At 33.4% G+C, this 21787-nt stretch carries 17 protein-coding genes; 12 read left to right on the plus strand and 5 right to left on the minus strand.

From position 1 onward, the window contains the following. Positions 1 to 6: 6 nt before the first annotated feature. From NMK29_RS23680 to miaB, 4 genes are read right to left on the minus strand one after another with little or no spacing between them, the layout of a single operon-like run. A complete protein-coding gene (locus tag NMK29_RS23680) occupies positions 7 to 948 on the minus strand; it encodes a hypothetical protein (protein ID WP_108805054.1) in 942 nt (313 codons plus the stop codon). A gap of 18 nt (positions 949 to 966) precedes the next feature. After that, positions 967 to 1470 (minus strand): LptE family protein, encoded by a 504-nt coding sequence (locus NMK29_RS23685; RefSeq protein ID WP_234424324.1) that lies wholly within the window; start codon positions 1468 to 1470, stop codon positions 967 to 969. Positions 1471 to 1508: 38 nt separating this feature from the next. Next, a complete protein-coding gene (locus tag NMK29_RS23690; protein ID WP_108805055.1) occupies positions 1509 to 2768 on the minus strand; it encodes a sigma-54-dependent Fis family transcriptional regulator in 1260 nt (419 codons plus the stop codon). A 39-nt stretch (positions 2769 to 2807) separates the two neighbouring features. Further along, on the minus strand, positions 2808 to 4253 hold the full coding sequence (gene miaB / locus NMK29_RS23695) for a tRNA (N6-isopentenyl adenosine(37)-C2)-methylthiotransferase MiaB (RefSeq protein WP_108805056.1): 1446 nt from the start codon (positions 4251 to 4253) through the stop codon (positions 2808 to 2810). A gap of 138 nt (positions 4254 to 4391) precedes the next feature. On the opposite strand from miaB, the gene NMK29_RS23700 reads away from it, so the two are divergent. From NMK29_RS23700 to NMK29_RS23735, 8 genes are all read left to right on the plus strand, one after another. After that, the gene (locus tag NMK29_RS23700) at positions 4392 to 5174 is read left to right on the plus strand and encodes a hypothetical protein (RefSeq protein WP_108805057.1); all 783 of its coding nucleotides are present in this window, start codon (positions 4392 to 4394) and stop codon (positions 5172 to 5174) included. Positions 5175 to 5373: 199 nt separating this feature from the next. Beyond that, complete coding sequence (topA, locus tag NMK29_RS23705) at positions 5374 to 7872, plus strand: type I DNA topoisomerase (protein WP_108805058.1); 2499 nt, start codon at positions 5374 to 5376, stop codon at positions 7870 to 7872. 9 nt (positions 7873 to 7881) lie between these two features. Then, the gene (locus NMK29_RS23710; RefSeq protein ID WP_108805059.1) at positions 7882 to 9045 is read left to right on the plus strand and encodes a formimidoylglutamase; all 1164 of its coding nucleotides are present in this window, start codon (positions 7882 to 7884) and stop codon (positions 9043 to 9045) included. Positions 9046 to 9155: 110 nt separating this feature from the next. Beyond that, a complete protein-coding gene (gene gldK, locus NMK29_RS23715; RefSeq protein WP_027395010.1) occupies positions 9156 to 10529 on the plus strand; it encodes a gliding motility lipoprotein GldK in 1374 nt (457 codons plus the stop codon). A 90-nt stretch (positions 10530 to 10619) separates the two neighbouring features. Beyond that, on the plus strand, positions 10620 to 11246 hold the full coding sequence (gene gldL / locus NMK29_RS23720) for a gliding motility protein GldL (protein WP_108805060.1): 627 nt from the start codon (positions 10620 to 10622) through the stop codon (positions 11244 to 11246). A 42-nt stretch (positions 11247 to 11288) separates the two neighbouring features. Next, positions 11289 to 12836, plus strand: a complete 1548-nt coding sequence (gene gldM, locus NMK29_RS23725; protein WP_108805061.1) for a gliding motility protein GldM — start codon at positions 11289 to 11291, stop codon at positions 12834 to 12836. Positions 12837 to 12851: 15 nt separating this feature from the next. Further along, complete coding sequence (gene gldN, locus NMK29_RS23730) at positions 12852 to 13742, plus strand: gliding motility protein GldN (protein ID WP_108805062.1); 891 nt, start codon at positions 12852 to 12854, stop codon at positions 13740 to 13742. Between the two features lie 67 nt (positions 13743 to 13809). After that, positions 13810 to 14856, plus strand: a complete 1047-nt coding sequence (locus tag NMK29_RS23735; protein WP_108805063.1) for an FAD-binding oxidoreductase — start codon at positions 13810 to 13812, stop codon at positions 14854 to 14856. On the opposite strand, the gene NMK29_RS23740 is transcribed toward NMK29_RS23735, so the two are convergent. After that, positions 14848 to 15234 carry a DUF983 domain-containing protein gene (locus NMK29_RS23740; RefSeq protein ID WP_108805064.1) on the minus strand — a complete coding sequence of 129 codons (387 nt, stop codon included), beginning with the start codon at positions 15232 to 15234 and terminating at the stop codon, positions 14848 to 14850. The two genes, NMK29_RS23735 and NMK29_RS23740, sit on opposite strands and share 9 nt — an antisense overlap. A gap of 56 nt (positions 15235 to 15290) precedes the next feature. On the opposite strand from NMK29_RS23740, the gene NMK29_RS23745 reads away from it, so the two are divergent. From NMK29_RS23745 to NMK29_RS23760, 4 genes are all read left to right on the plus strand, one after another. Further along, positions 15291 to 17207 carry an ABC-F family ATP-binding cassette domain-containing protein gene (locus NMK29_RS23745; RefSeq protein ID WP_108805065.1) on the plus strand — a complete coding sequence of 639 codons (1917 nt, stop codon included), beginning with the start codon at positions 15291 to 15293 and terminating at the stop codon, positions 17205 to 17207. A 226-nt stretch (positions 17208 to 17433) separates the two neighbouring features. Continuing rightward, on the plus strand, positions 17434 to 17889 hold the full coding sequence (locus NMK29_RS23750; RefSeq protein WP_108805066.1) for a MarR family winged helix-turn-helix transcriptional regulator: 456 nt from the start codon (positions 17434 to 17436) through the stop codon (positions 17887 to 17889). A 167-nt stretch (positions 17890 to 18056) separates the two neighbouring features. Further along, positions 18057 to 19220 carry an efflux RND transporter periplasmic adaptor subunit gene (locus NMK29_RS23755; RefSeq protein WP_108805067.1) on the plus strand — a complete coding sequence of 388 codons (1164 nt, stop codon included), beginning with the start codon at positions 18057 to 18059 and terminating at the stop codon, positions 19218 to 19220. A gap of 5 nt (positions 19221 to 19225) precedes the next feature. Continuing rightward, positions 19226 to 21787, plus strand: a 2562-nt coding sequence (locus NMK29_RS23760) for an efflux RND transporter permease subunit (protein ID WP_254097302.1), incomplete at its 3' end; no start/stop codon positions are given.

Genomic DNA, 21787 nt, shown 5'->3' on the forward strand with positions numbered 1-21787 from the left:
ATATTGTTATTTATTTTCTTGTAATTTTTTTACCGCTCGAATTTGGTCTGCAAAGAAACCACTTTTTTCGGGATTTTTCAAAATTAATATTTTATATGCCTGAATTGCCTTTTTGTATTTTTTTTGAGCTAAATAAACTCTAGCCAAAGTCTCTGTCATTAGCTCGTCAGGAGCTACCGTATGTTCGTTAGCTAAATTTCGAGAAGGAGCATTTTTTTCTGCAGGTTTGATCTTTGGGTTGTTAGCAATAAATTCATCGATCAGGTTAAACTTGTGTTCTTGATCAGAAGGTTTTTCAACTTTACCTTCCTTATCTTCAGTTTGATTTTTTACTTCAGTTTCTCGATCAATCGGTTGTATGGAAGAAAGTTTTAACCATTCTGCAAAAGAATGTGCTTCTTTTTTATCAAAATCAAAAGGTTTATCTATTTCCAATTCTTTTTCAGCATCTTTTGCAATTATAGTGTCTTCAGGGATATTATTTTTTTCTGATTGTTCTATGATTGTTTCTGCAATTGTAATATTATTAGGGATATCTTCATCTTTATGAGAGAACAAGGATGGGTCAAGAACATCCTCAGCTTCTTCCATATTCATAGATACCGCATCGTCTATGGAGATCCTTTCGAGTACTTTAACTTCTTGCGCGTCTATAACATCGATATCGCTATTGATTTTCTTTTCAGTATCAAGTGTTTTGATATTACTATTAAAGAGTTCAGATGTTATAAAATCAAACAGAACTCCTCTGTCAGTAGTATGTGCTGCCGTAGTTTTTAATTCTTGATTGTATCTGAAGTTTTCATCTTCTTTAAGTCCTTTTAAGAGTAAAGATCTTACAGACTGAAAATAAGGAAACTCTTGGACGATTTTCTCTAGATTTTCTGTTTGTTCCTTTTTTATAGATAAAGGATTTTGAAATAGATATGTAAGTTCTTTAGTATTCAAAAAAAATAATTTAAGGTTTTACCACTTTGCTAATGTAGCATTTAGTATATCCTGAGTAATTCTGTCATAGATTATTTGTACAGCTTCATCTCTAACAGCTGTCTCAGCTTGTGTAGCTGGGTAGTCAAAAAAGAATGAAAAACGTTGTTCTAAATCTTCCTTAGGATTCTTTATGTCATAGAAACGAACATTTACAGCAATGGTAAGCCTATTTTGCGCAGCTGTGTTTGCTGATGTCGCATTGGTTGGGGCTACATAATATTGAACAATTTCACCTTCATAAGCAATATCTCCGTTAGAAGTTACCAGATCTAGATTAGTTTGATTTAAAATCAAATCTTGTAACTGATTGGTAAACGTTTGATCAATTCCAGGGATAATGATTGATGCTTGATTTTGAAAAAAACCTACTTGAAACGTAGTTGCTGTAGTGTTTATTCCACTAAAAGAATATGCTCCACATCCTTGGATTATTATAATTCCGATGATTGCTACAATGGTATATTTAATTTTCTGTACCAATTTTATATATTTTTAATGAGTGTTTATTTTTTTTTATGTTAAAGATCGTATTGCTTAATCTTTCTATATAAGGTGCGCTCACTTATTCCTAATTCTTCTGCCGCTGCTTTGCGTTTTCCACGATGACGTTCTAGAGATTTTTTAATTAACTCTAGTTCTTTATCATGTAAGGAAAGGGTTTCTTCTTCTTCAATTTCCTCTGCAAAATGATATTTGTCTTCATCTTTTTTAATTGTGTCAGAAGGGGTTATTTGTAAAACTTCTGTTGTTTGCGTTACAGGTTCTTCAAAGGGTGTTTCTTCCTCTTTTTCTTCCCGATAGATCTTTCTAATTAACCCTTCATTTTCTTTTTGTACCTGCTGAGAGTTTCCACTTTGCATTAATTCCATCGTCAGCTTTTTGAGATCATTAAGATCATTTTTCATGTCAAAAAGAACTTTGTATAATATCTCTCGTTCATTGCTAAAATCACTATCTTTTTTATCTGAAGATATTATAGCAGGTAAATTGCTGCCAATATCAGGTAAATAACCACGTAATGTGCTAGCGGATATTGTTCTGTTTTGTTCAAGGACTGATATTTGTTCAGCAATGTTGCGTAATTGCCTAATGTTACCGCTCCAATGATATTTTTCTAGTAAATGGGCAGCAGCGTCTTCTAATCTAATTGTAGGCATCTTGTATTTAGTAGCAAAATCGGAAGCAAATTTTCTGAATAATAGATGTATGTCTTGCTCACGATCTCGTAAAGGAGGTAATAGAATCTCTACTGTACTTAAGCGATAGTATAGATCTTCTCTAAACCGCTCTTTTTTGATAGCTTCAAACATATTTACATTTGTAGCTGCTACAATCCGTACATCAGTTTTTTGAACTTTAGATGACCCTACTTTAATAAACTCTCCATTTTCAAGTACTCTTAATAGTCTTACTTGTGTTGTGAGTGGTAACTCTCCAACTTCATCAAGAAAAATAGTTCCACCATCTGCTACTTCAAAATATCCACTTCTGGTTGAAGTGGCTCCAGTAAAGGCCCCTTTTTCATGTCCAAATAGTTCACTATCGATTGTTCCTTCTGGAATTGCACCACAATTGACCGCGATATATTTGCCGTGTTTTCGATGCGATAACGAATGAATAATTTTAGGTATACTTTCTTTACCAACACCACTTTCTCCAGTAACCAGAACCGATATATCCGTAGGAGCTACCTGAATAGCTTTTTCTATGGATCGGTTTAGTTTAGGATCGTTTCCTATAATACCGAATCGCTGTTTTGTGGCTTGAACTGATTCCATGTGATAAAACTATATTGGTTGGTTGTTTAAATTGTTTTTTTAATTGTTATCAGAGTATCCAACAGCCTCACCAAGTAGCGTAGCACTGGTGCACTCGTCAATACGAACCATCACAAAATCTCCAATTTTGTAATCTCCTTTAGGGAAAACAGCGACTATATTCTGAGTATTTCTTCCACTCCAGTGCGCATCGGATTTTTTTGATTCTTTTTCGATTAATATTTCCATAGTTTTACCTAAGAAAGCTTCATGTCTTTCAGTACTATGGCGGCGTTGAGCTGTAATAATTTCGTTAAGCCTTCTCTTTTTAGTTGCTTCAGGAATATCATCTTCTAATTTACGACCAGCTAAAGTTCCTGGGCGTTCAGAATAAGCAAACATAAATCCATATTCGTATTTTACATATTCCATTAAGGATAATGTATCTTGATGATCTTCTTCAGTTTCCGTAGGAAAACCTGTGATAATATCCTGAGAAATAGCACAATCAGGAATCAGCCTTTTGATATTGTCGATTAATTCGAAATATTCTTGGCGAGTATGTAAACGATTCATTTCTTTAAGAATACGATCGCTACCACTCTGTATAGGTAAGTGGATATATTTACAAATGTTTTTGTGGTTTGCCATTACTTTTATAACATCTAATGTCATATCCTGAGGATTAGATGTAGTAAAGCGTAATCTTATTTTAGGATGCTTTTCTGCAACCATATCCAATAACTTAGCAAAATTTACTGCAGTTGCTTTTTGGAAATCACTTGCTTTTTCAAAGTCTTTTTTCAACCCTCCACCGTACCATAGATAGCTATCTACATTTTGACCTAATAGGGTGATTTCTTTGAAATTTTTGGCTGCTAAGTCATCGATTTCTTCCATGATACTTTGCGGATCACGGCTACGTTCTCTTCCTCTTGTAAAAGGAACTACGCAAAATGTACACATATTGTCACATCCTCTAGTGATAGATACAAATGCTGAAACACCATTACTTTGTAAACGAACTGGAGAGATATCTCCATAAGTTTCTTCTTTAGATAGGATTACGTTAACTGCGTTACGTCCTGCATCTACTTCTTCAATGAGGTTAGGAAGATCTTTATACGCATCCGGTCCAACGACAAGGTCTACAATTTTTTCTTCCTCTAAGAATTTACTTTTAAGACGTTCTGCCATGCACCCGAGAACACCTACTTTCATTTTTGGGTTAATTCTTTTTACTGCATTATATTTTTCCAGACGTTTTCTTACCGTAAGTTCTGCTTTTTCACGAATAGAGCAGGTGTTTACAAGGACCAAATCGGCATCTTCAAGTTTTTGGGTAGTATTAAATCCTTCTTTTGCTAAAATTGAAGCAACAATTTCACTATCACTAAAATTCATTTGACACCCATAACTTTCAATAAAAAGTTTCCTGGTGTTTCCTTCTTTATTATCTAAAGACAATGTTTGCCCTTGAATGTTTTCGTCAATAATCTTCTCCATGTATAATAATGTCCTTGCTGATTTAACTCAAATAGTGTGCAAAGATACTCTTTAAAACGATATATGACAAAGTGGCAGTGTTATATTTGTTTAAATATTTATATTTGAGAAGACTAATTAACTAAATCCATAAGCATTATGAATTCCAACCAGCTCTTTGAAAAAATAGAAAACAGTAACTCTGTCGATTTTGGAAATATTTTTAATAATAGTATAGAGCTTTTTAAGAAAGTCTGGTTACAAGGTTTTGTTCATTTATTAATTTCTTTGGTAATTTTGATTCCCTTGCTTATTGTGATTTACATACCTCTTTTTGCAATAATTGGAGTAGCTGGATTAGAAAATAGTTATGGAGATTATGGGTATGTTCAAGAAGACTTATCTATAGGTATGGGAATTTTATTTGTGATATTAGTTATTATAGTATCTATGGTGGCTTCTGCGTTTCAATTGGCTATAACGGCTCATTTTTACAGGGTTTGTAAACAGGTTGATATGGGTCTTCCTCAGACAACTAGTTATTTTATGTTTTTTAAAGGTAAATATTTAGGTAAGATATTTACGTTGGCGATAGCAACTTTTGGGATTGCATTATTAGCTGCGTCTCTATGCTATCTTCCTCTTTTTTATGTTATAGTTCCTTTACAATTGTTAGGTGTTATTTTTGCTTTTAATCCAGATGTTAGTGCTTCTGATTTAATCAAGGCAAGTTTTAAATTCGGAAATAAAATTTGGTTAATCGCTTTTGGGTTGATTTTTATTTCATCTATGTTAGCACAAATAGTAGGAATGATATTATGTTTTATAGGGGTTTTCTTTACGGCTTCTTTTGTCTACTTGCCTATATATTATTTATATAAAGACGGGATAGGTTTTGAAAATGAAAATGAATCTGAAAGCTGGAATGCAATTGTAGAATAATAATTAAAACAAAACCTGCTAATCTGCAGGTTTTTTTATGATAATTTCTGAGAAAAAATTTTGATCTCGAAAAATTGGTATACTTTTGTTCTCAGAAAAAAGCCCTCGTGGCTGTGTAACTACCAACTAAAAATGTTTATTAGAGATTCCATCTGTAAACTAATAGACATTAATTATCAACAGATGAAAAAAAAGGATTATGGCTAAGAATTTAGTGATTGTGGAGTCACCAGCTAAGGCAAAGACGATAGAAAAGTTTCTAGGAAAAGACTATAAAGTAGCTTCTAGTTTCGGACATATTGCTGATTTGCCGGCAAAAGAACTTGGAGTAGATGTAGAAGAAGGTTTTAAGCCGAAGTATATTGTCTCCAAGGATAAGAAAGATGTAGTTAAGAAATTAAAGGATCTTTCTAAAAAAGCAGAGATGGTTTGGTTGGCGAGTGATGAAGATCGAGAAGGAGAGGCTATTGCTTGGCACTTAGCAGAGGAGTTGAATTTGGATAAAGAGAGAACCCGTCGTATTGTTTTTCACGAAATTACTAAGAAAGCTATACTTAAAGCAATAGAGAATCCAAGAAGTATAGATTATAACCTGGTAAATGCACAGCAAGCTAGGAGAGTGTTGGATAGGTTAGTAGGATATGAGTTATCTCCTGTATTATGGAGAAAAGTAAAGGGAGGGTTGTCTGCTGGTAGAGTACAATCTGTATCTGTTCGCTTAATTGTAGAAAGAGAACGAGATATACTTGGTTTTACACCTATAGCTTCTTATCGTATTGATGCAGAGTTTTCTAATGAAAAAGGAAAATCTTTTAAAGCAAAATTACCTAAGAATTTTAAAACAAAAGTTGAAGCTGAAGCATTTTTACAAAAAAATCTTGGAGCAGGATTTCAGGTTGCAGATCTTACTACAAAACCGGCAAAAAAATCTCCGGCTCCTCCATTTACAACATCTACACTACAACAAGAGGCTTCGAGAAAACTATATTTTTCTGTTAGTAAGACAATGACTATGGCGCAACGTCTGTATGAAGCAGGATTGATTACATATATGAGGACAGATAGTGTTAACTTATCTACTGAAGCCCAAAATAGTGCAAAAGCAGAAATTATTTCTGCATACGGAGATGAATATAGTAATCCTAAACAATATAAAGGTAAATCAAAAGGGGCTCAAGAAGCTCACGAAGCGATAAGACCTACAGATTTTGCTAGGCATACCGTTCCTGTTGATCATGATCAACAACGCTTGTATGAATTAATTTGGAAAAGAGCGATCGCTTCGCAGATGAGTGATGCTAAATTAGAACGAACCAATGTTAAGATAGGTTCTAATTCTCATAAGGAACAATTTGTTGCTAATGGGGAGGTTATAAAATTTGAAGGTTTTCTGAAAGTTTATTTAGAAGGTAATGATGATGAGGATGAAGAACAAAGTGGAATCCTTCCTGCAATGAAAGTTGGGGAGAGCTTGTTTAATAATTTTGTTACAGCTACAGAAAGATTTACTAGACCGCCAAGCAGATATTCAGAAGCAGCTTTGGTTAAAAAATTAGAAGAATTAGGTATTGGTCGTCCGTCTACATATGCACCAACAATTTCTACTATTCAAAATAGAAACTATATTGAAAAAGGTTCTAAAGAAGGAGAAGAACGAGGGTATGTTCAGATTACGCTTTCTGGAGATGCAATTAAAGAAAAAAATCTAAAGGAAAAAGTTGGTAGTGATAAAGGGAAGTTAATTCCTACTGATGTAGGTATGGTAGTTAATGACTTTTTAGTAAATCATTTTTCCTCTATTTTAGATTATAATTTTACTGCAAAAGTAGAACAGGACTTTGATGAAATTGCTGAAGGTCAGGAGGACTGGACACATGTAATGAAGGAGTTTTATGATGAGTTTCATCCTAGAGTAGAGGATGTTGCTCAGAATGCAGAACGTGAGGTAGGAGAAAGAATTTTGGGAGAAGATCCAGAATCAGGAAAACCAGTAAGTGTTCGTTTAGGTAAATTTGGCCCAATGGTTCAGATTGGTACTGCAGAAGATGAGGATAAACCTAGGTTTGCTAGTTTGGCTCCAGGACAAACATTAAGTAGTGTTACTTTTGAAGAAGCAATGGATTTATTTCAATTGCCAAAGGAACTTGGAGATTATAAGGGAGAAACAGTTACTGTTAATAATGGGCGTTTTGGACCTTATGTGAAATTTGGAGCTAAGTTTGTTTCTTTAGATAAGGGAGAAGATCCGTTAAGTACTTCTTTAGATAGAGCAATAGAGCTTATTGATGCAAAAGAGAAAGCAGATGCTCCTATATACACCTATGAAGATTTACCAGTACAGAAAGGTACAGGTAGATTTGGTCCATTTATTAAATGGAAAGGTATGTTTATTAATGTGAATAAAAAATATGACTTTGATAATCTTTCTGATGAAGATATAATCCAACTTATTGAAGAAAAGAAACAGAAAGAAATAGATAAAGTAATTCATAATTGGGAAGAAGAAGGTATCAGGGTTGAGAAAGCCAGATGGGGACGAAGTAATATCATAAAAGGTAAAACTAAAATTGAATTACCTAAAACCGTGGATGCTACTAAGCTTACTTTAGAGAAAGTGAAAGATCTTATCGAAAAGAATGCTCCTAAGAAAAAGACAGCAAAGAAAAAAACTACAAAAAAGACTACTAAAAAGAAATAAGCTTAAAATATGTCGTTAGAATTCCTTTCGCCAGTTAGCGAAATAGTAGCTGCGCATGTTGCTTTACTTCCAGATCAAGCACTTGGAAAAGAAATTAAGATTCATACCTCTGAGTATGGAGTGCCAGAATTAGATAAAGTAAACATCGCTATAATTGGTGTTAGAGAAAATAGGAATGATATTAATTTTTTAGGAGAGGATCTTTATTTTGATACCATTCGTAAATCTTTGTATGATCTTTTTCCAGGTAACTGGGATACTTCTATTGTAGATCTTGGAGATATTATTCCTGGGGAAGAGGTTAGTGATACCTATTTTTTAATGAAAGATGTTCTTTCAACGCTACTTCAAAAAAACATTACGCCTTTGATTATTGGAGGAAGTCAAGATTTGGTGTATGGACAATATCGTGCTTTCGATATTTTAGAAAGGATGGTTAACTTAGTAAACGTAGATAGTAGATTTGATTTAGGAAATACTTCTCAACCTATAAAAAATAATTCTTTCGTTGGTAAAATTATTGTAGAGCAACCATATAATCTTTTTAATTACAGTAATATTGGGTATCAAACTTATTTTAATTCTCAAGAAGAGATAGATCTTATTGAAAAGCTATATTTTGATGCCTATCGATTAGGAGAGGTTACTCACGATGTTACTATTGTTGAACCGATTATGAGAGACGCTGATATTGTGGCTGTTGATCTCGGCGCGATGAGCTCTACCTGTCTTGATTATAAATACGCCTCTCCAAATGGATTTAATGGAAGAGAGATTTGTGCTATTGCAAGATATGCAGGTATTAGTGATAAAGTAAAAAGTTTTGGAGTGTATGAATTTAAAAATTTTAAACACGAAGAAACCACAGCATTATTAATTGCTCAAATATTATGGTATTTTATTGAAGGAGTTAATTACAGATCTAATGAATTGGATATCAAGAATCAAGCAGGAACACTTCATTATAATGTGCCAATAGAAGACGAGGTTCTTTCATTTTATAAGAGTCCTAAAACAGAAAGATGGTGGATAGAAATACCATTTATTTCATCTGGAAATAATAAATTGAAAAGACACACGTTATTACCTTGCACATACAACGATTATGAGCGTGCTTGTAATCAAGAAATACCTGAAAGATGGTATAAGGCAAAACGAAAAAACGAAGTTTAACATTTTTATTAGGGAGATTTAAGGTTTTTTTTAGAAAAAAATTGTTTTTCTGGAAATAAATAAATAGGTTTACGACCTTAAATCTCAAAGATCTTAACCTAAAACACGTTATGAAGAAATTTGTATCACTCTTTGCTATTGTAGCAATGCTCTATAGTTGTGGTGGCGGAAACCGCGGAGAACTAGTCGGAGTAAAGGGTAAAAAATGGCATCCAGAGAAACCTTATGGAATGGCCCTCATCCCCGGAGGATCGTTTATCATGGGTAAATCTGATGATGACAAAGCTGCATTAGCTAATGCACCTACAAAAACAGTTACCGTTCGTTCTTTCTACATGGACGAAACTGAAGTAACCAACAGTGAATATAGACAATTTGTTCGCTGGGTTCGTGATTCTACAATCAGAATGAAGTTGGCTATTATGGCTGATGATTTGGGTAAAACCCCTGGTGATGATGGTATCGGAGAATATGCTTTCCTTGATGCGAACACAGAAGATATGTCTGTTTATGAAAAATATGTATACGATAATTATAGTGGAACAGGTGAAACTGGTTACGAAGGTCGTAAACTTAATAAAGATATAGACATCGAATGGGATACAGAAGATTATCCTGATGAGTTTTATACAGAAGTTATGGATTCTTTATATATACCTTTAGAAGAATCTTATAATGGTAGACGAACATTTGATGTGCAGAATTTTAAATTCAGGTTTACTTGGATGGATATTCAAGCTGCCGCTCGTGCTAAGAAGGGAAGAAGAAAAGATTTTGTTAAGGAAACAGTAATCGAAGTATACCCTGATACTACAGTATGGATTAAAGATTTTAATTATTCTTACAATGAACCAATGCATAATGATTACTTCTGGCATAGTTCATATGATGATTATCCTGTAGTAGGAGTTTCTTGGGAACAAGCAAAAGCCTTTTGTACTTGGAGAACTATCGAAAAAAATTCTTATCAGAAAAAACGTAACAAGGAATTTGTAAACTATTTTAGATTACCTACAGAAGCTGAGTGGGAATACGCAGCTAGAGGAGGTCTGGAATCAGGAACATATCCTTGGGGAGGTCCATATGCATTGAATGATAGAGGTTGTTTCTTAGCGAACTTTAAACCTTTACGTGGTAATTATGCAGCAGATAACTTCCTATATACGGTTGAAGCTAAAACATTTGAGCCTAATGATTATAACTTATATAACATGGCTGGAAATGTTTCAGAATGGGTGCAGTCTTCTTATGATCCTGCGGCCTATGAATATGTGTCATCAATGAACCCGAATGTTAATGATGATCAGAACAAACGAAAAGTTGTACGTGGTGGATCTTGGAAAGATGTTGCTTATTTCCTACAGGTAAGTACGAGAGATTACGAATACGCGGATTCAGCTAGAAGTTATATTGGATTCAGAACGGTACAGGATTATATGGGTACTGACGTTACTGGAGAAGATAATACCCAAAATCAGAATTAGAATAAGTCCCAAAATTTATCTATCAACCTTAATTACTAACCCTTTTTTAATTTAATATTTAAAAAATTTAAAAAACTAAACACATTTATTATGGCAAATTCAAAATCAAGCAAGAAGTTAATGAACATGGTATACGGTCTCGGAGCGGCTGTAGTAATCCTTGGAGCTTTATTTAAAATTATGCACTGGCCTTTTGGAAACGAGATGCTTATCATCGGTCTTATTACAGAAGCACTTGTATTTACAGTTTCTGCATTCGAACCAGTAGATGATGAATTAGATTGGTCTCTAGTATATCCAGAATTAGCTGGTGGAAGTAAAAGAGATAAGAAAGAAGCTCAAACTCCTGAAGGTTTATTATCTAAGAAATTAGATGATATGCTTAAAGAAGCTAGATTAGATACAAATTTAATGAATAGTCTTGGAGAAAGTATCCGTAACTTCGAAGGTGCTGCTAAAGGTATTGCACCTAGTGTAGATGCTATCCAAGGAACTAAAAAATACAGTGAAGAAATGGCTGCTGCCGCGACTCACTTAGAATCTTTGAACAGCTTGTACAAAGTACAATTAGAATCTTCTGCAAAACAAGCTGAAGCTAATGCTGCAATTGCTGATAACGCTAAAGCGCTTGAAGAGCAAATGAAGAGCTTGTCTAGTAACCTGTCTTCTCTTAATGGAGTGTATGGTGGTATGTTAAGTGCTATGAACAGAAACTAGTATTTAACTTAATTTAAAAAATAACTACCAAAATATAGAAATATGGCAGGAGGAAAATTATCACCAAGGCAGAAGATGATCAATCTTATGTACTTGGTATTTATAGCGATGATGGCATTAAACATGTCAAAAGAAGTATTATCTGCATTCGGTTTAATGAATGAAAAACTTACAGCAGCTAATACTATTGCTACTGAGCGTAATTCAGCATTTATGACTGGATTAGCGGACAAAGTTTCAGAACAACCAGAGAAATATACACCACTTAAGCAAAAGGCTGATGAAATCAGTACTTATTCTAACGAATTTAATGCATATGTAGAGCAATTAAAATCTGAGTTGTTAGAAACTGCTGATGATCCTACGGATTATGAGACAATGGATAAGCCTGATGCTTTAGATACTAAATTCTTTGAAGGAGGTAAAACATCAGCAGCTGCGTCAGAATTTCTTGAAAAAATCAAAACATATAGAGAAGGAGTTGTTACAGCTATCCGTTCTGTAAAAGAAGTTGATGGTCAAGTAGCAACTGATGTTGAGAAAGCTTTTTCTACCGAAGATGTAGAAAACAGAGATAAAGTAAAAGTAGACTGGTTGAAATATAATTTTGAAGGTTTTCCTTTAGTAGCTTCTCTTACTAAGTTAACTCAGATGCAAGCAGATGTAAAAACAACAGAAAGTAAAGTATTATCTGCTTTATTAGCTGGACAGCAAGCTTCTGAACTATCATTTAGTAATTATGAAGCGATAGTTGTTCCGGATAAGACTGCTTTCTTTAGTGGAGAGAAGTTTAAAGGACGTATTGTTCTTGGTCGTTTTGACGCTACTTTAAAACCAACCAAAGTAATGGTTAATGGTAAGGAGCAAACTGAAGTTCAAAATGGTCAGATTATGTTAGATTTCCCAGCAGGAAATGTTGGAGAAAGAAAAATAGATGGTGTACTTGAGTTTAAAGAAGGTGATTCTATTATACCAATTAAGATTCAGAGTACTTATGCTGTAATTCCAAAACCAAATTCGGCGGTAATTTCAGCTGATAAAATGAATGTGGTTTATAGAGGAGTTCAGAATCCTATGACAATTTCTATTCCTGGAGTTCCTGCAGTTAGTGCAAGTGCACCTGGTCTAAAGAAAAGTGGAGGAGCTGGTAAATATGTAATGAATGTTACTACAGTTAAAGCTAGAGAGGTTGCTATAAAGGTAAGTGGTAAACTTCCAAACGGAACTACTGTTAGTGATAGTAAGAAATTTAGAATTAAAGATATTCCAAGACCTGTAGGTACTGCAAGAGGTGAAGACGGAAGTATCAAAATGTCAAAAAGTGGTTTAGATAAAGCTTCTATCGGAGCAATACTACCAGATTTCGATTTTGATATTAAGTTAGACGTAACTAGCTTTAAGTTTAAAGTAAGTGGTCAGCCTACTATTAATGTAAGAGGACGTAGATTGGATTCAAGAGCAAAATCTGCACTTAAGAAAGCAAAAAGAGGATCTACAGTTCAGGTAATGGATATCAAAGCTCAGTTAAAAACGAATAAGGGATATAAATTGAAAAAAATATCTCCAGTTATCATTGAGTTAACGAACTAAAATAAACTAATGATTATGAATTTGAAAAATTTGTTATTAACCGTTCTTGGCCTATTCGTGACGTTATTTTCGTTTGGTCAAGCCAATATTTTAAATGCTGATAGTCCAGAAGATATTGGAAAAAAAACAATCGAACAGATTCAAGCGGATAATGACCTTCCGTTAGAGTATGGTTATGTTGATAAGCGTGATGTACTTTGGGCAAAAACTACTTGGGAGACGATCGATCTTGATGAGCGTATAAATTTCCCATTATATTATCCTATAGATACGGTTAATATTGGTGCTGATAGACGTGCATTATATGATGTACTATTATCAAATGTTAAGAATGGTAAAATCCAAAAAATTTACGCAGATTCATATTTTACAGAAACACGTACATTAGGTGATCTTGATGGTACTTTGTCTAAAATAGATACGTTAGATTTAGGGTATGAGCAGTTTAATGCTGGTGAGCCTGTAGATCCTCAATATATCGAGGTAACTACAATTAGTGCTGCTGACATTTCGGAATATAAGATCAGAGGATACTGGTATTTTGATAAGCGTCAGGGAGAATTAAGATATAGGCTACTTGGTATTGCTCCAGTTGCACCGGATGTAAACTTTATTAATGATGATGAACCTGATATGGTTCCATTATTTTGGGTTTGGTATCCTGATGTAAGAGAAATACTTCATAATGCAAAGGCTTTTAATAGAAAGAATACTTCGATGCCTTTTACATATGATCACGTACTTAATGCAAGACGATTTAATTCTGTAATTTACAAGGAAGATAACATTCAAGGTGACCGAGAGGTAAATGATTATATCATTGACAATGCTTTGATGCAGTTATTAGAAAGTGAAAGAATTAAAGAAAGTATCAGAAATTTTGAAATGGATATGTGGAGTTACTAAACTCTAGAGTTTCTAATATAATATATAAACGCCCAACTTTTGTTGGGCGTTTTGTTATTTTTATTCTATGGTAGATTATATAGTTGTTGGATTCGGACTAGCTGGATTATCATTTGTCAATAAGTTAGAAGATAATAATAAGTCATATTTGGTTTATGAGAATAGCTCAGAACAATCTTCTAGGGTTGCGGGAGGATTGTTTAATCCTATAATTCTTAAACGATTTACGCCAGCTTGGTTGGCTTCGGAACAACTGCAGTTAGCAATGAATGTTTACAAAAATATAGAGAGTAGATTAGATGTACCACTAATTTCTATGTTTCCAATTTTGAGACGATTTAATGATGTTGAAGAACAAAATTTATGGTTTGAAGCTTGTGATAAACCGTTATTAAAGGGATTTCTTTCCTCTGATTTAATTAAAAACCAAAATAAGGCTTTAGAGATACCATTTCATTTTGGAGAAGTAAAACATTCCGGAAAAATCGATGTTAATGCAATGTTACGGTTGTATTTATCTTATATAGAAGGAAAGAATTCTTTGGTTACAGAATCTTTTGAGTATGATAAACTAGTAGTCAAAGAGGATTTTATAGAATATAAAGGAGTAAAGGCTAAAAATATACTATTTTCCGAAGGGTATGGGCTGAGAAATAATCCGTTTTTTAATTATTTACCATTGCAAGGAAATAAAGGGGAGTATATTATAATTAAATCAGAAGAGCTAAAACTTAAAGAAGCAGTAAAATCATCTATATTTATTATTCCGCTAGGCGATGATTTGTATAAGGTTGGAGCTACCTATAACAATCAAGATAAGACTCCTGATATTACAGTTTCTGCTAAGGAAAGTTTAGAAAACAAGTTAAATCGTTTCTTAAAAGTAGCATATAAAGTAGTTGATCAAGTGGCAGGTATAAGACCGACAACTAGAGATAGGAGGCCTTTTATAGGGACACATCCACTATATAAAAACCTTCACATAATAAATGGTTTAGGAAGCCGCGGTATATTGATTGGGCCTTATGTGACAGAAAAATTATATGCTAGTATAGAAAAAGGAGTTACTTTAGAGAAAGAAATTGATATTAATCGCTATTCTAAATTAAGATAAGTTTTTCTTTTTACCATAATGCATAAAAAGATTAATCCAGATGTTTCTTGATAACCTAAGAATTATAGGAAAGAAGAATATTAGTGTTCCTACTATTACAAAGAAGCTATTTAACAAATTAAGTTCTAGAAATAGGTTGCCAATCACAAACGCCGCAACTGCAAATGCGATGCCAACACCGTAGCTTACATACATAGCGCCATAAAAAAAAGAGGGCTCTATCTTGTATTTTGTATTGCAGTGACTACAACGCTCATGCATTTGAAAGATTTTTCCAAGTTTGTATGGATTATTATCCTTATACATACTTTCATTTTGACAAACTGGACATGTCCCTGTAAAAATGCTGTAGATTTTAGTTCCTTTTAAGAAGCTCATAGTACTTTTATTCTATTACAAAATTAATCATCTTTGCACAAAAGATTCAAAAGCTGATGTTAAACATACATAACCTTTCAATTTCGTTTGGAGGAGAATATCTTTTCGAAGAAATTGCCTTTAGATTAAATGCCGGAGATAGAGTTGGACTAGTAGGGAAAAATGGTGCTGGAAAGTCCACTATGCTTAAAATTTTATCCAAAGAACAAGAACCAGATTCTGGTCAGATAGCGATGGATAAAGAAATAAAAATTGGTTTTCTAAAGCAGGATATTGATTTTGTTTTAGGGAGAACAGTGTTGGAAGAGTCGTATGAAGCCTTCACAGAAATCAAGAAGATTGAAAGGGAAATAGATAAGATTAATACTCAACTAGCAGAACGTACTGATTATGAAAGCGAGAGTTATAACCAATTGATAACAGACCTAAGTGATTATACGCATCAATATGAAATTCTAGGAGGATATAATTATCAAGGAGAAACCGAACGCGTGTTGCAAGGTTTAGGGTTTGTAAGGGAGGATTTTGATAAACTAACGGATACTTTTTCTGGAGGTTGGCGCATGAGAATTGAATTGGCAAAGTTGTTATTGCAAAATAATGATGTACTCCTGTTGGATGAGCCTACTAATCATTTAGATATTGAGTCTATTATATGGTTAGAAGGTTTTCTGAAAAACTATGTAGGCGTAGTAGTTATAGTTTCTCATGATAAAATGTTTTTGGATAATGTTACTAATAGAACTATAGAAATATCATTAGGTCGAATTTACGACTATAATAAACCGTATTCTAAGTATTTAGTGCTTCGTAAGGAAATAAGAGATCAGCAATTAGCAACACAAAAAAATCAATCTAAACAGATTGAACAGACCGAAAAGCTTATCGAAAAATTTAGAGCGAAAGCCTCAAAAGCTTCTATGGCGCAATCGCTTATTAAGAAATTGGATAAAGTAGAACGTATTGAAGTAGACGAAGACGATAATGCAGTAATGAACATCAGTTTTCCTATAAGTGTGCAGCCAGGTAAAGTAGTTATAGAGGCAGAAAAAGTTGGTAAAAACTATGGAGAAAAGGAGATTCTAAAAGATATTAATTTATTAGTAGAACGCGGTTCTAAAACAGCTTTTGTGGGCCAGAATGGGCAAGGAAAATCTACATTAGCTAAAATTATAATAGATGAGATATCACATGTCGGTAATCTGAAACTAGGTCATAATGTACAGATAGGATATTTTGCACAGAATCAATCAGAATATCTCGATGGTGAATTAACAATTCATGATACTATGATTAATGCTGCAAATGAAAAAACCCGAAGTAAAGTGAGGGATATGTTAGGAGCATTTTTATTTAGAGGAGATGAAGTAGAGAAAAAGGTAAAGGTTCTTTCTGGAGGCGAGCGTAATCGATTAGCCCTTTGTAAAATGCTTTTAGAGCCTTTTAATGTGCTTGTAATGGATGAGCCCACAAACCATTTAGATATTAAATCTAAAAATATTTTGAAGGAAGCATTAAAAAGTTTTGAAGGGACTTTGATTTTAGTATCTCATGATAGAGATTTTCTTCAGGGGTTAACCAATACTGTATATGAATTTAAGAATAAACAGATAAAAGAATATCTGGGAGATATAGATTATTATTTAGAACAAAGAAGAGTAGATGATCTTCGAGATATAGAAAAGAAAGATAAACAAGCTAAATCTATTTCTAATACGAAGGAAACTGCTAAGCAATCGTATGAGAGTCAGAAAAAGTTAAAATCATTAAATAATAAACTTAGTAATATAGAATCTAAGATCAACAAACTAGAAAAAGAAATAAAAGAAATAGACGTAGAGTTAGCTATTAATTATGATCAAACTATTGCTCAACCTGATTTCTTTGACAAATATCAGGCGAAAAAAGAAAATTTAGCTTCATTGATGGAAACTTGGGAAACATTGCAGGAAGAAATTGATAAATTATCTTAACTCCTATTTAAGGTGTTTAATTTATAGGATGTTTAAAAATGAAAACCTAAAATTATAATTCTGTTAGTGCAAGGTTACTTTTTTTAAACATACTTAAATTAACGTATGTTACCACAATGTTAAGATAGAATGAACCTTATAATTGATTTCAATTTTTGTCGTTTGTATCAGGTACAACTGAATATTTATAGATATTTTTGTACTCGTAAATTAAAGTATACAAGGTATGAATGATACAAAAGCCATTGATTTAAATGCACATGCGTTATCCTGGATAGGAAAGATCCATTATGATTTTGGGTTTCTAGTTCAGAAAGCGTTTAGCGAAAATGGATTGGATTTATCAAAAGAACAATGGAGTGTTTTGAAGCGACTAAGGGTTAATGATGGGCAATCGCAAAATGATTTAGCCTTTATTACACATCGTGATAAAACCTCTATGACTAGATTGGTAAATACAATGGAGAGTAAAGATCTTGTGGTAAGAAAGAGCGATGAGAATGATAGAAGAGTAAATAGAATTTTTCTAACAGATTATGGAAAAGAAGTAATCGAAAAAGTAACTCCTATTATGTATGATTTGATACCAGCTGTGCAAGAAAGTTTGAGTAATGAGGAAATCGAAAATTTGATCGGTACGCTTAAGAAAATAAAAGCTAAAATCGCTGAAATAGCAGATTAACATAAATAAATCTTAAAGAATATTAAAAAGATATCTAAAATTATTAGATGTCTTTTTTGGTTTTTAGAAGGTGGTTGTTTTTTATGAGTTCTTTAACTGCATCACACGTTTGTTGTTGATAGTTTTGTGCAGCTTTTCATGTTAGAAGTCTAAACAAATTATTGTGTATGAGAAACGTAATACTTTCTATTCTTGGATTATTACTAATTGCCGGAGCTTTATTTGGAGCTAAAACACTTATTGATAGTAAAACGAGAATAAAGCCCAAATCTGCTAAGGTTATTAAAACTGTGTTTGTAGACACAATTAAGAATGGTACTGTCCCAATTAAGATAACTGCAAATGGTAATCTGACTGCCAAAAGACGATTAGAATTATTTTCTGAAGTACAGGGAGTTTTTAAAGGAGGTGCCAAACTATTTAAAACAGGTCAACAATATCAAAAAGGACAAACATTAATAAGGATTGATGCTTCTGAGTATTACGCGTCAGTACAATCAGCTAAGAGTAATTTATATAACTTAATTACTTCTATAATGCCGGATTTGCGTCTGGATTATCCTGATATATTTGATAAATGGCAAAATTACCTTACTAATTTTGATATCAATAAGGTAACTCCGGAGCTACCAGAAACTACCTCTGAAAAAGAAAAATATTTTATTACTGGTAGAAATATTTACACTACATATTATAATGTAAAAAATTTAGAACAGCGATTGTCTAAATATAGAATTTCGGCTCCGTTTTCTGGAGTTCTTACAGAAGCTTTGGTTACAGAAGGGACTTTAATTCGTCAAGGGCAAAAGCTAGGAGAATTCATAGATACTAGCGCTTATGAAATCGAAGTAGCCGTAGGAAAAGAATACTCAGATTTATTAAAAATAGGAGAATCAGTAGAACTTTCCGATCTTAATAAATCTAAATTTTATACAGGTATAGTGAGTAGGATAAACGGAAGCGTAGATCAGGCTACACAGACGATTACTACATTTATAGAGGTTAAAGATCCGTCTTTAAAAGAAGGAATGTATTTAGAAGCAAATCTAAATGCCAGAAAAGCAGAGAACGCAATAGAAATTGATCGCAATTTACTTCAGCAAGGAGATAAGATTTTTGTAGTCAGAGATAGTATTTTAGATATTATTGATGTCAAGCCAGTTTATTTTTCTGACAAAAAGGTAATCTTAACTGGAGTTCCAAACGGAGATGTAATCCTTAATAAACCTGTTCCTGGAGCGTATGCAGGAATGCTCGTAAAAATATATCAAGGCAAATCGATAAATTCTTCAGCTGCAGATAATAACGTGATTAGTACCAATTCAAAATAGTAATTATGCGTAAAATTATCTCTTATTTTATTAGATATCATGTTGCTGTTGATGTAATTGTAATTGCCTTTATAGCATTTGGGATTTATGGAGCAATATCGCTTAAGTCATCATTTTTTCCACTAACCGATTCTAAAAACATTAATATAAGTGTTGTATATCCTGGTGCCTCTCCTTTGGAGATAGAAGAAGGTATTATACTTAAGGTCGAAGATAATCTTAAAGGTTTGGAAGGAGTAGAACGAGTTACTTCGACTTCTAGAGAAAATAGCGGAAGCATTAATGTCGAAATCGAAAAAGGAAAAGATATCGATTTTATGCTGCTCGAAGTTAAAAATGCGGTGGACAGAGTGCCTTCGTTTCCAACGGGAATGGAACCTATTGTAACTTCTAAACAAGAAGCAATTAGACCTACTATAGATTTTGCGATAAGCGGAACAGATATACCATTGGTCACTTTAAAACAAATTGCAAGACAAATTGAAAATGATCTTAGAGCAATAGACGGTATTTCGCAAATAAGTATAAGTGGATATCCCGATGAAGAAATTGAAATTGCAGTAAATGAAAATAACCTGCTCGCGTTTAGACTCAGTTTTAATGAGGTCGCGCAAGCAGTAAGTCGGGCTAATATATTAACTACAGGAGGTACTATTAAGACTAATGCCGAAGAATATCTTATCCGTGCTAATAATCGATCCTACTATGCCAATGAACTTTCTAACTTAATTATACGTGCAGATGCATCCGGACGTACCATAAGACTTAAGGATGTTGCAGAGATTAGGGATCGTTTCTCAGAATCACCTAATGCATCATATTTTAATGGAAATCTTTCTGTTAATGTACAGATAACAAGTACTAATACCGAAGATTTAATCTCTTCGGCAGAGAACACTAAAGCGTATATAGACGAATTTAATCAAAAATATAATAATGTTGAACTCAATGTAATTAGTGATCGATCTATTACGTTAGTGCAACGTACCAAATTGCTTACAGAAAATGCAATTATAGGAATGATCTTGGTGCTTATATTTTTGTCTTTATTTCTTAATACTCGTTTGGCATTTTGGGTGGCATTTGGCTTACCAATCGCTTTTTTAGGAATGTTTGTATTGGCGGGGTATTTTGATGTTACTATTAATGTTTTATCCCTTTTCGGGATGATTATTGTTATTGGTATTCTAGTAGATGACGGTATTGTAATTGCCGAAAATATTTATCAACATTACGAAAAAGGAAAAAGCCCAATTCAGGCTGCTATTGATGGAACAATGGAGGTAATTCCTCCGATAGTATCCGCAATTTTGACGACGATAATAGCTTTTGGGATCTTTTTGTTTTTAGATGGTCGTATTGGTGATTTCTTTGGAGAAGTATCGGTCATAGTAATTCTTACTCTTGGTGTTTCGTTAGTAGAAGCTTTAATTATTCTTCCTGCTCATTTAGCACATTCGAAAGCTTTAAAAGCAGAGGATAAAAAACCTAAAACCGGTATTGCTAGTTTATTTTCAAAACTACGATATATTAATACTTTCGGAGATAAAATTATGAGATGGCTTCGTGATAATCTTTATAGCCCTGCTCTTAGTTTTACATTAAAAAATAAATTTTTCACCTTCTCTATCTTCATTGTAATATTAATTTTTACAATTGGAAGTGTTGGAGGAGGGATTGTTAGAACTGCATTTTTTCCACGGATTGCTAGTGATGTAATATCGGTAGATTTAGGTATGCCTAATGGTACTAATGAAAAGATTACGGATTCTATTATTTCTATGATAGAAGAAAAAGCATGGCTTGTAAATAAAGAATTGAGTGAAGAGTTTTTGGTAGGTGAAGATTACGAAGGAAAACAGTTATTCGAAAATATAATTAGAAGTGTAAACTCATCCTCCAATGCATCTTTACGCATCAATATGTTACCTGGAGAGGAGCGTCCTAACGCTGTTAATTCTGGTTTAGTAGCTAATAAAATTCGTGAGAAAGTAGGACCTGTTTTTGGTACGGAACGATTGATTTTTGGGTCTGGTGGAAATTTTGGAGGAAGTCCGGTTTCGGTTTCATTATTAGGAAGTAATATAGGAGAACTAAAAGCAGCAAAAGAAGAATTTAAAACCATACTAGAAAATGATTCTAGACTTAAAGATGTTGCTGATAATGACCCTGCAGGGATTAAAGAAATTAAACTAGAACTTAAGGAAAGTGCGTATGCTCTAGGTCTTAACCTTAGCGATGTTATGGCTCAGGTACGAGGAGGTTTTTTTGGAATACAAGCACAACGTTTTCAAAGAGGTCAGGATGAAATAAGAGTTTGGGTACGTTATGATAGAGAGAATAGATCTTCTATTCTAGATCTTGATAATATGAGGATTTCTACAGCTGCAGGCGAGAGAATACCCTTAAATGAAATAGTGGATTACTCTATAGAACGAGGAGATGTAGCGGTCAATCATCTTGATGGAAGGAGAGAGGTTCAGATTTCTGCGGATTTAAAAAATCCAGAAACTACGAGTTCCACAGATGTTTTAGAAGAAATCCGTAATTCAATTATGCCAGAGATT

Origin of the sequence: Aquimarina sp. Aq107, from assembly GCF_943733665.1 — a bacterium.
Taxonomy (GTDB): domain Bacteria; phylum Bacteroidota; class Bacteroidia; order Flavobacteriales; family Flavobacteriaceae; genus Aquimarina.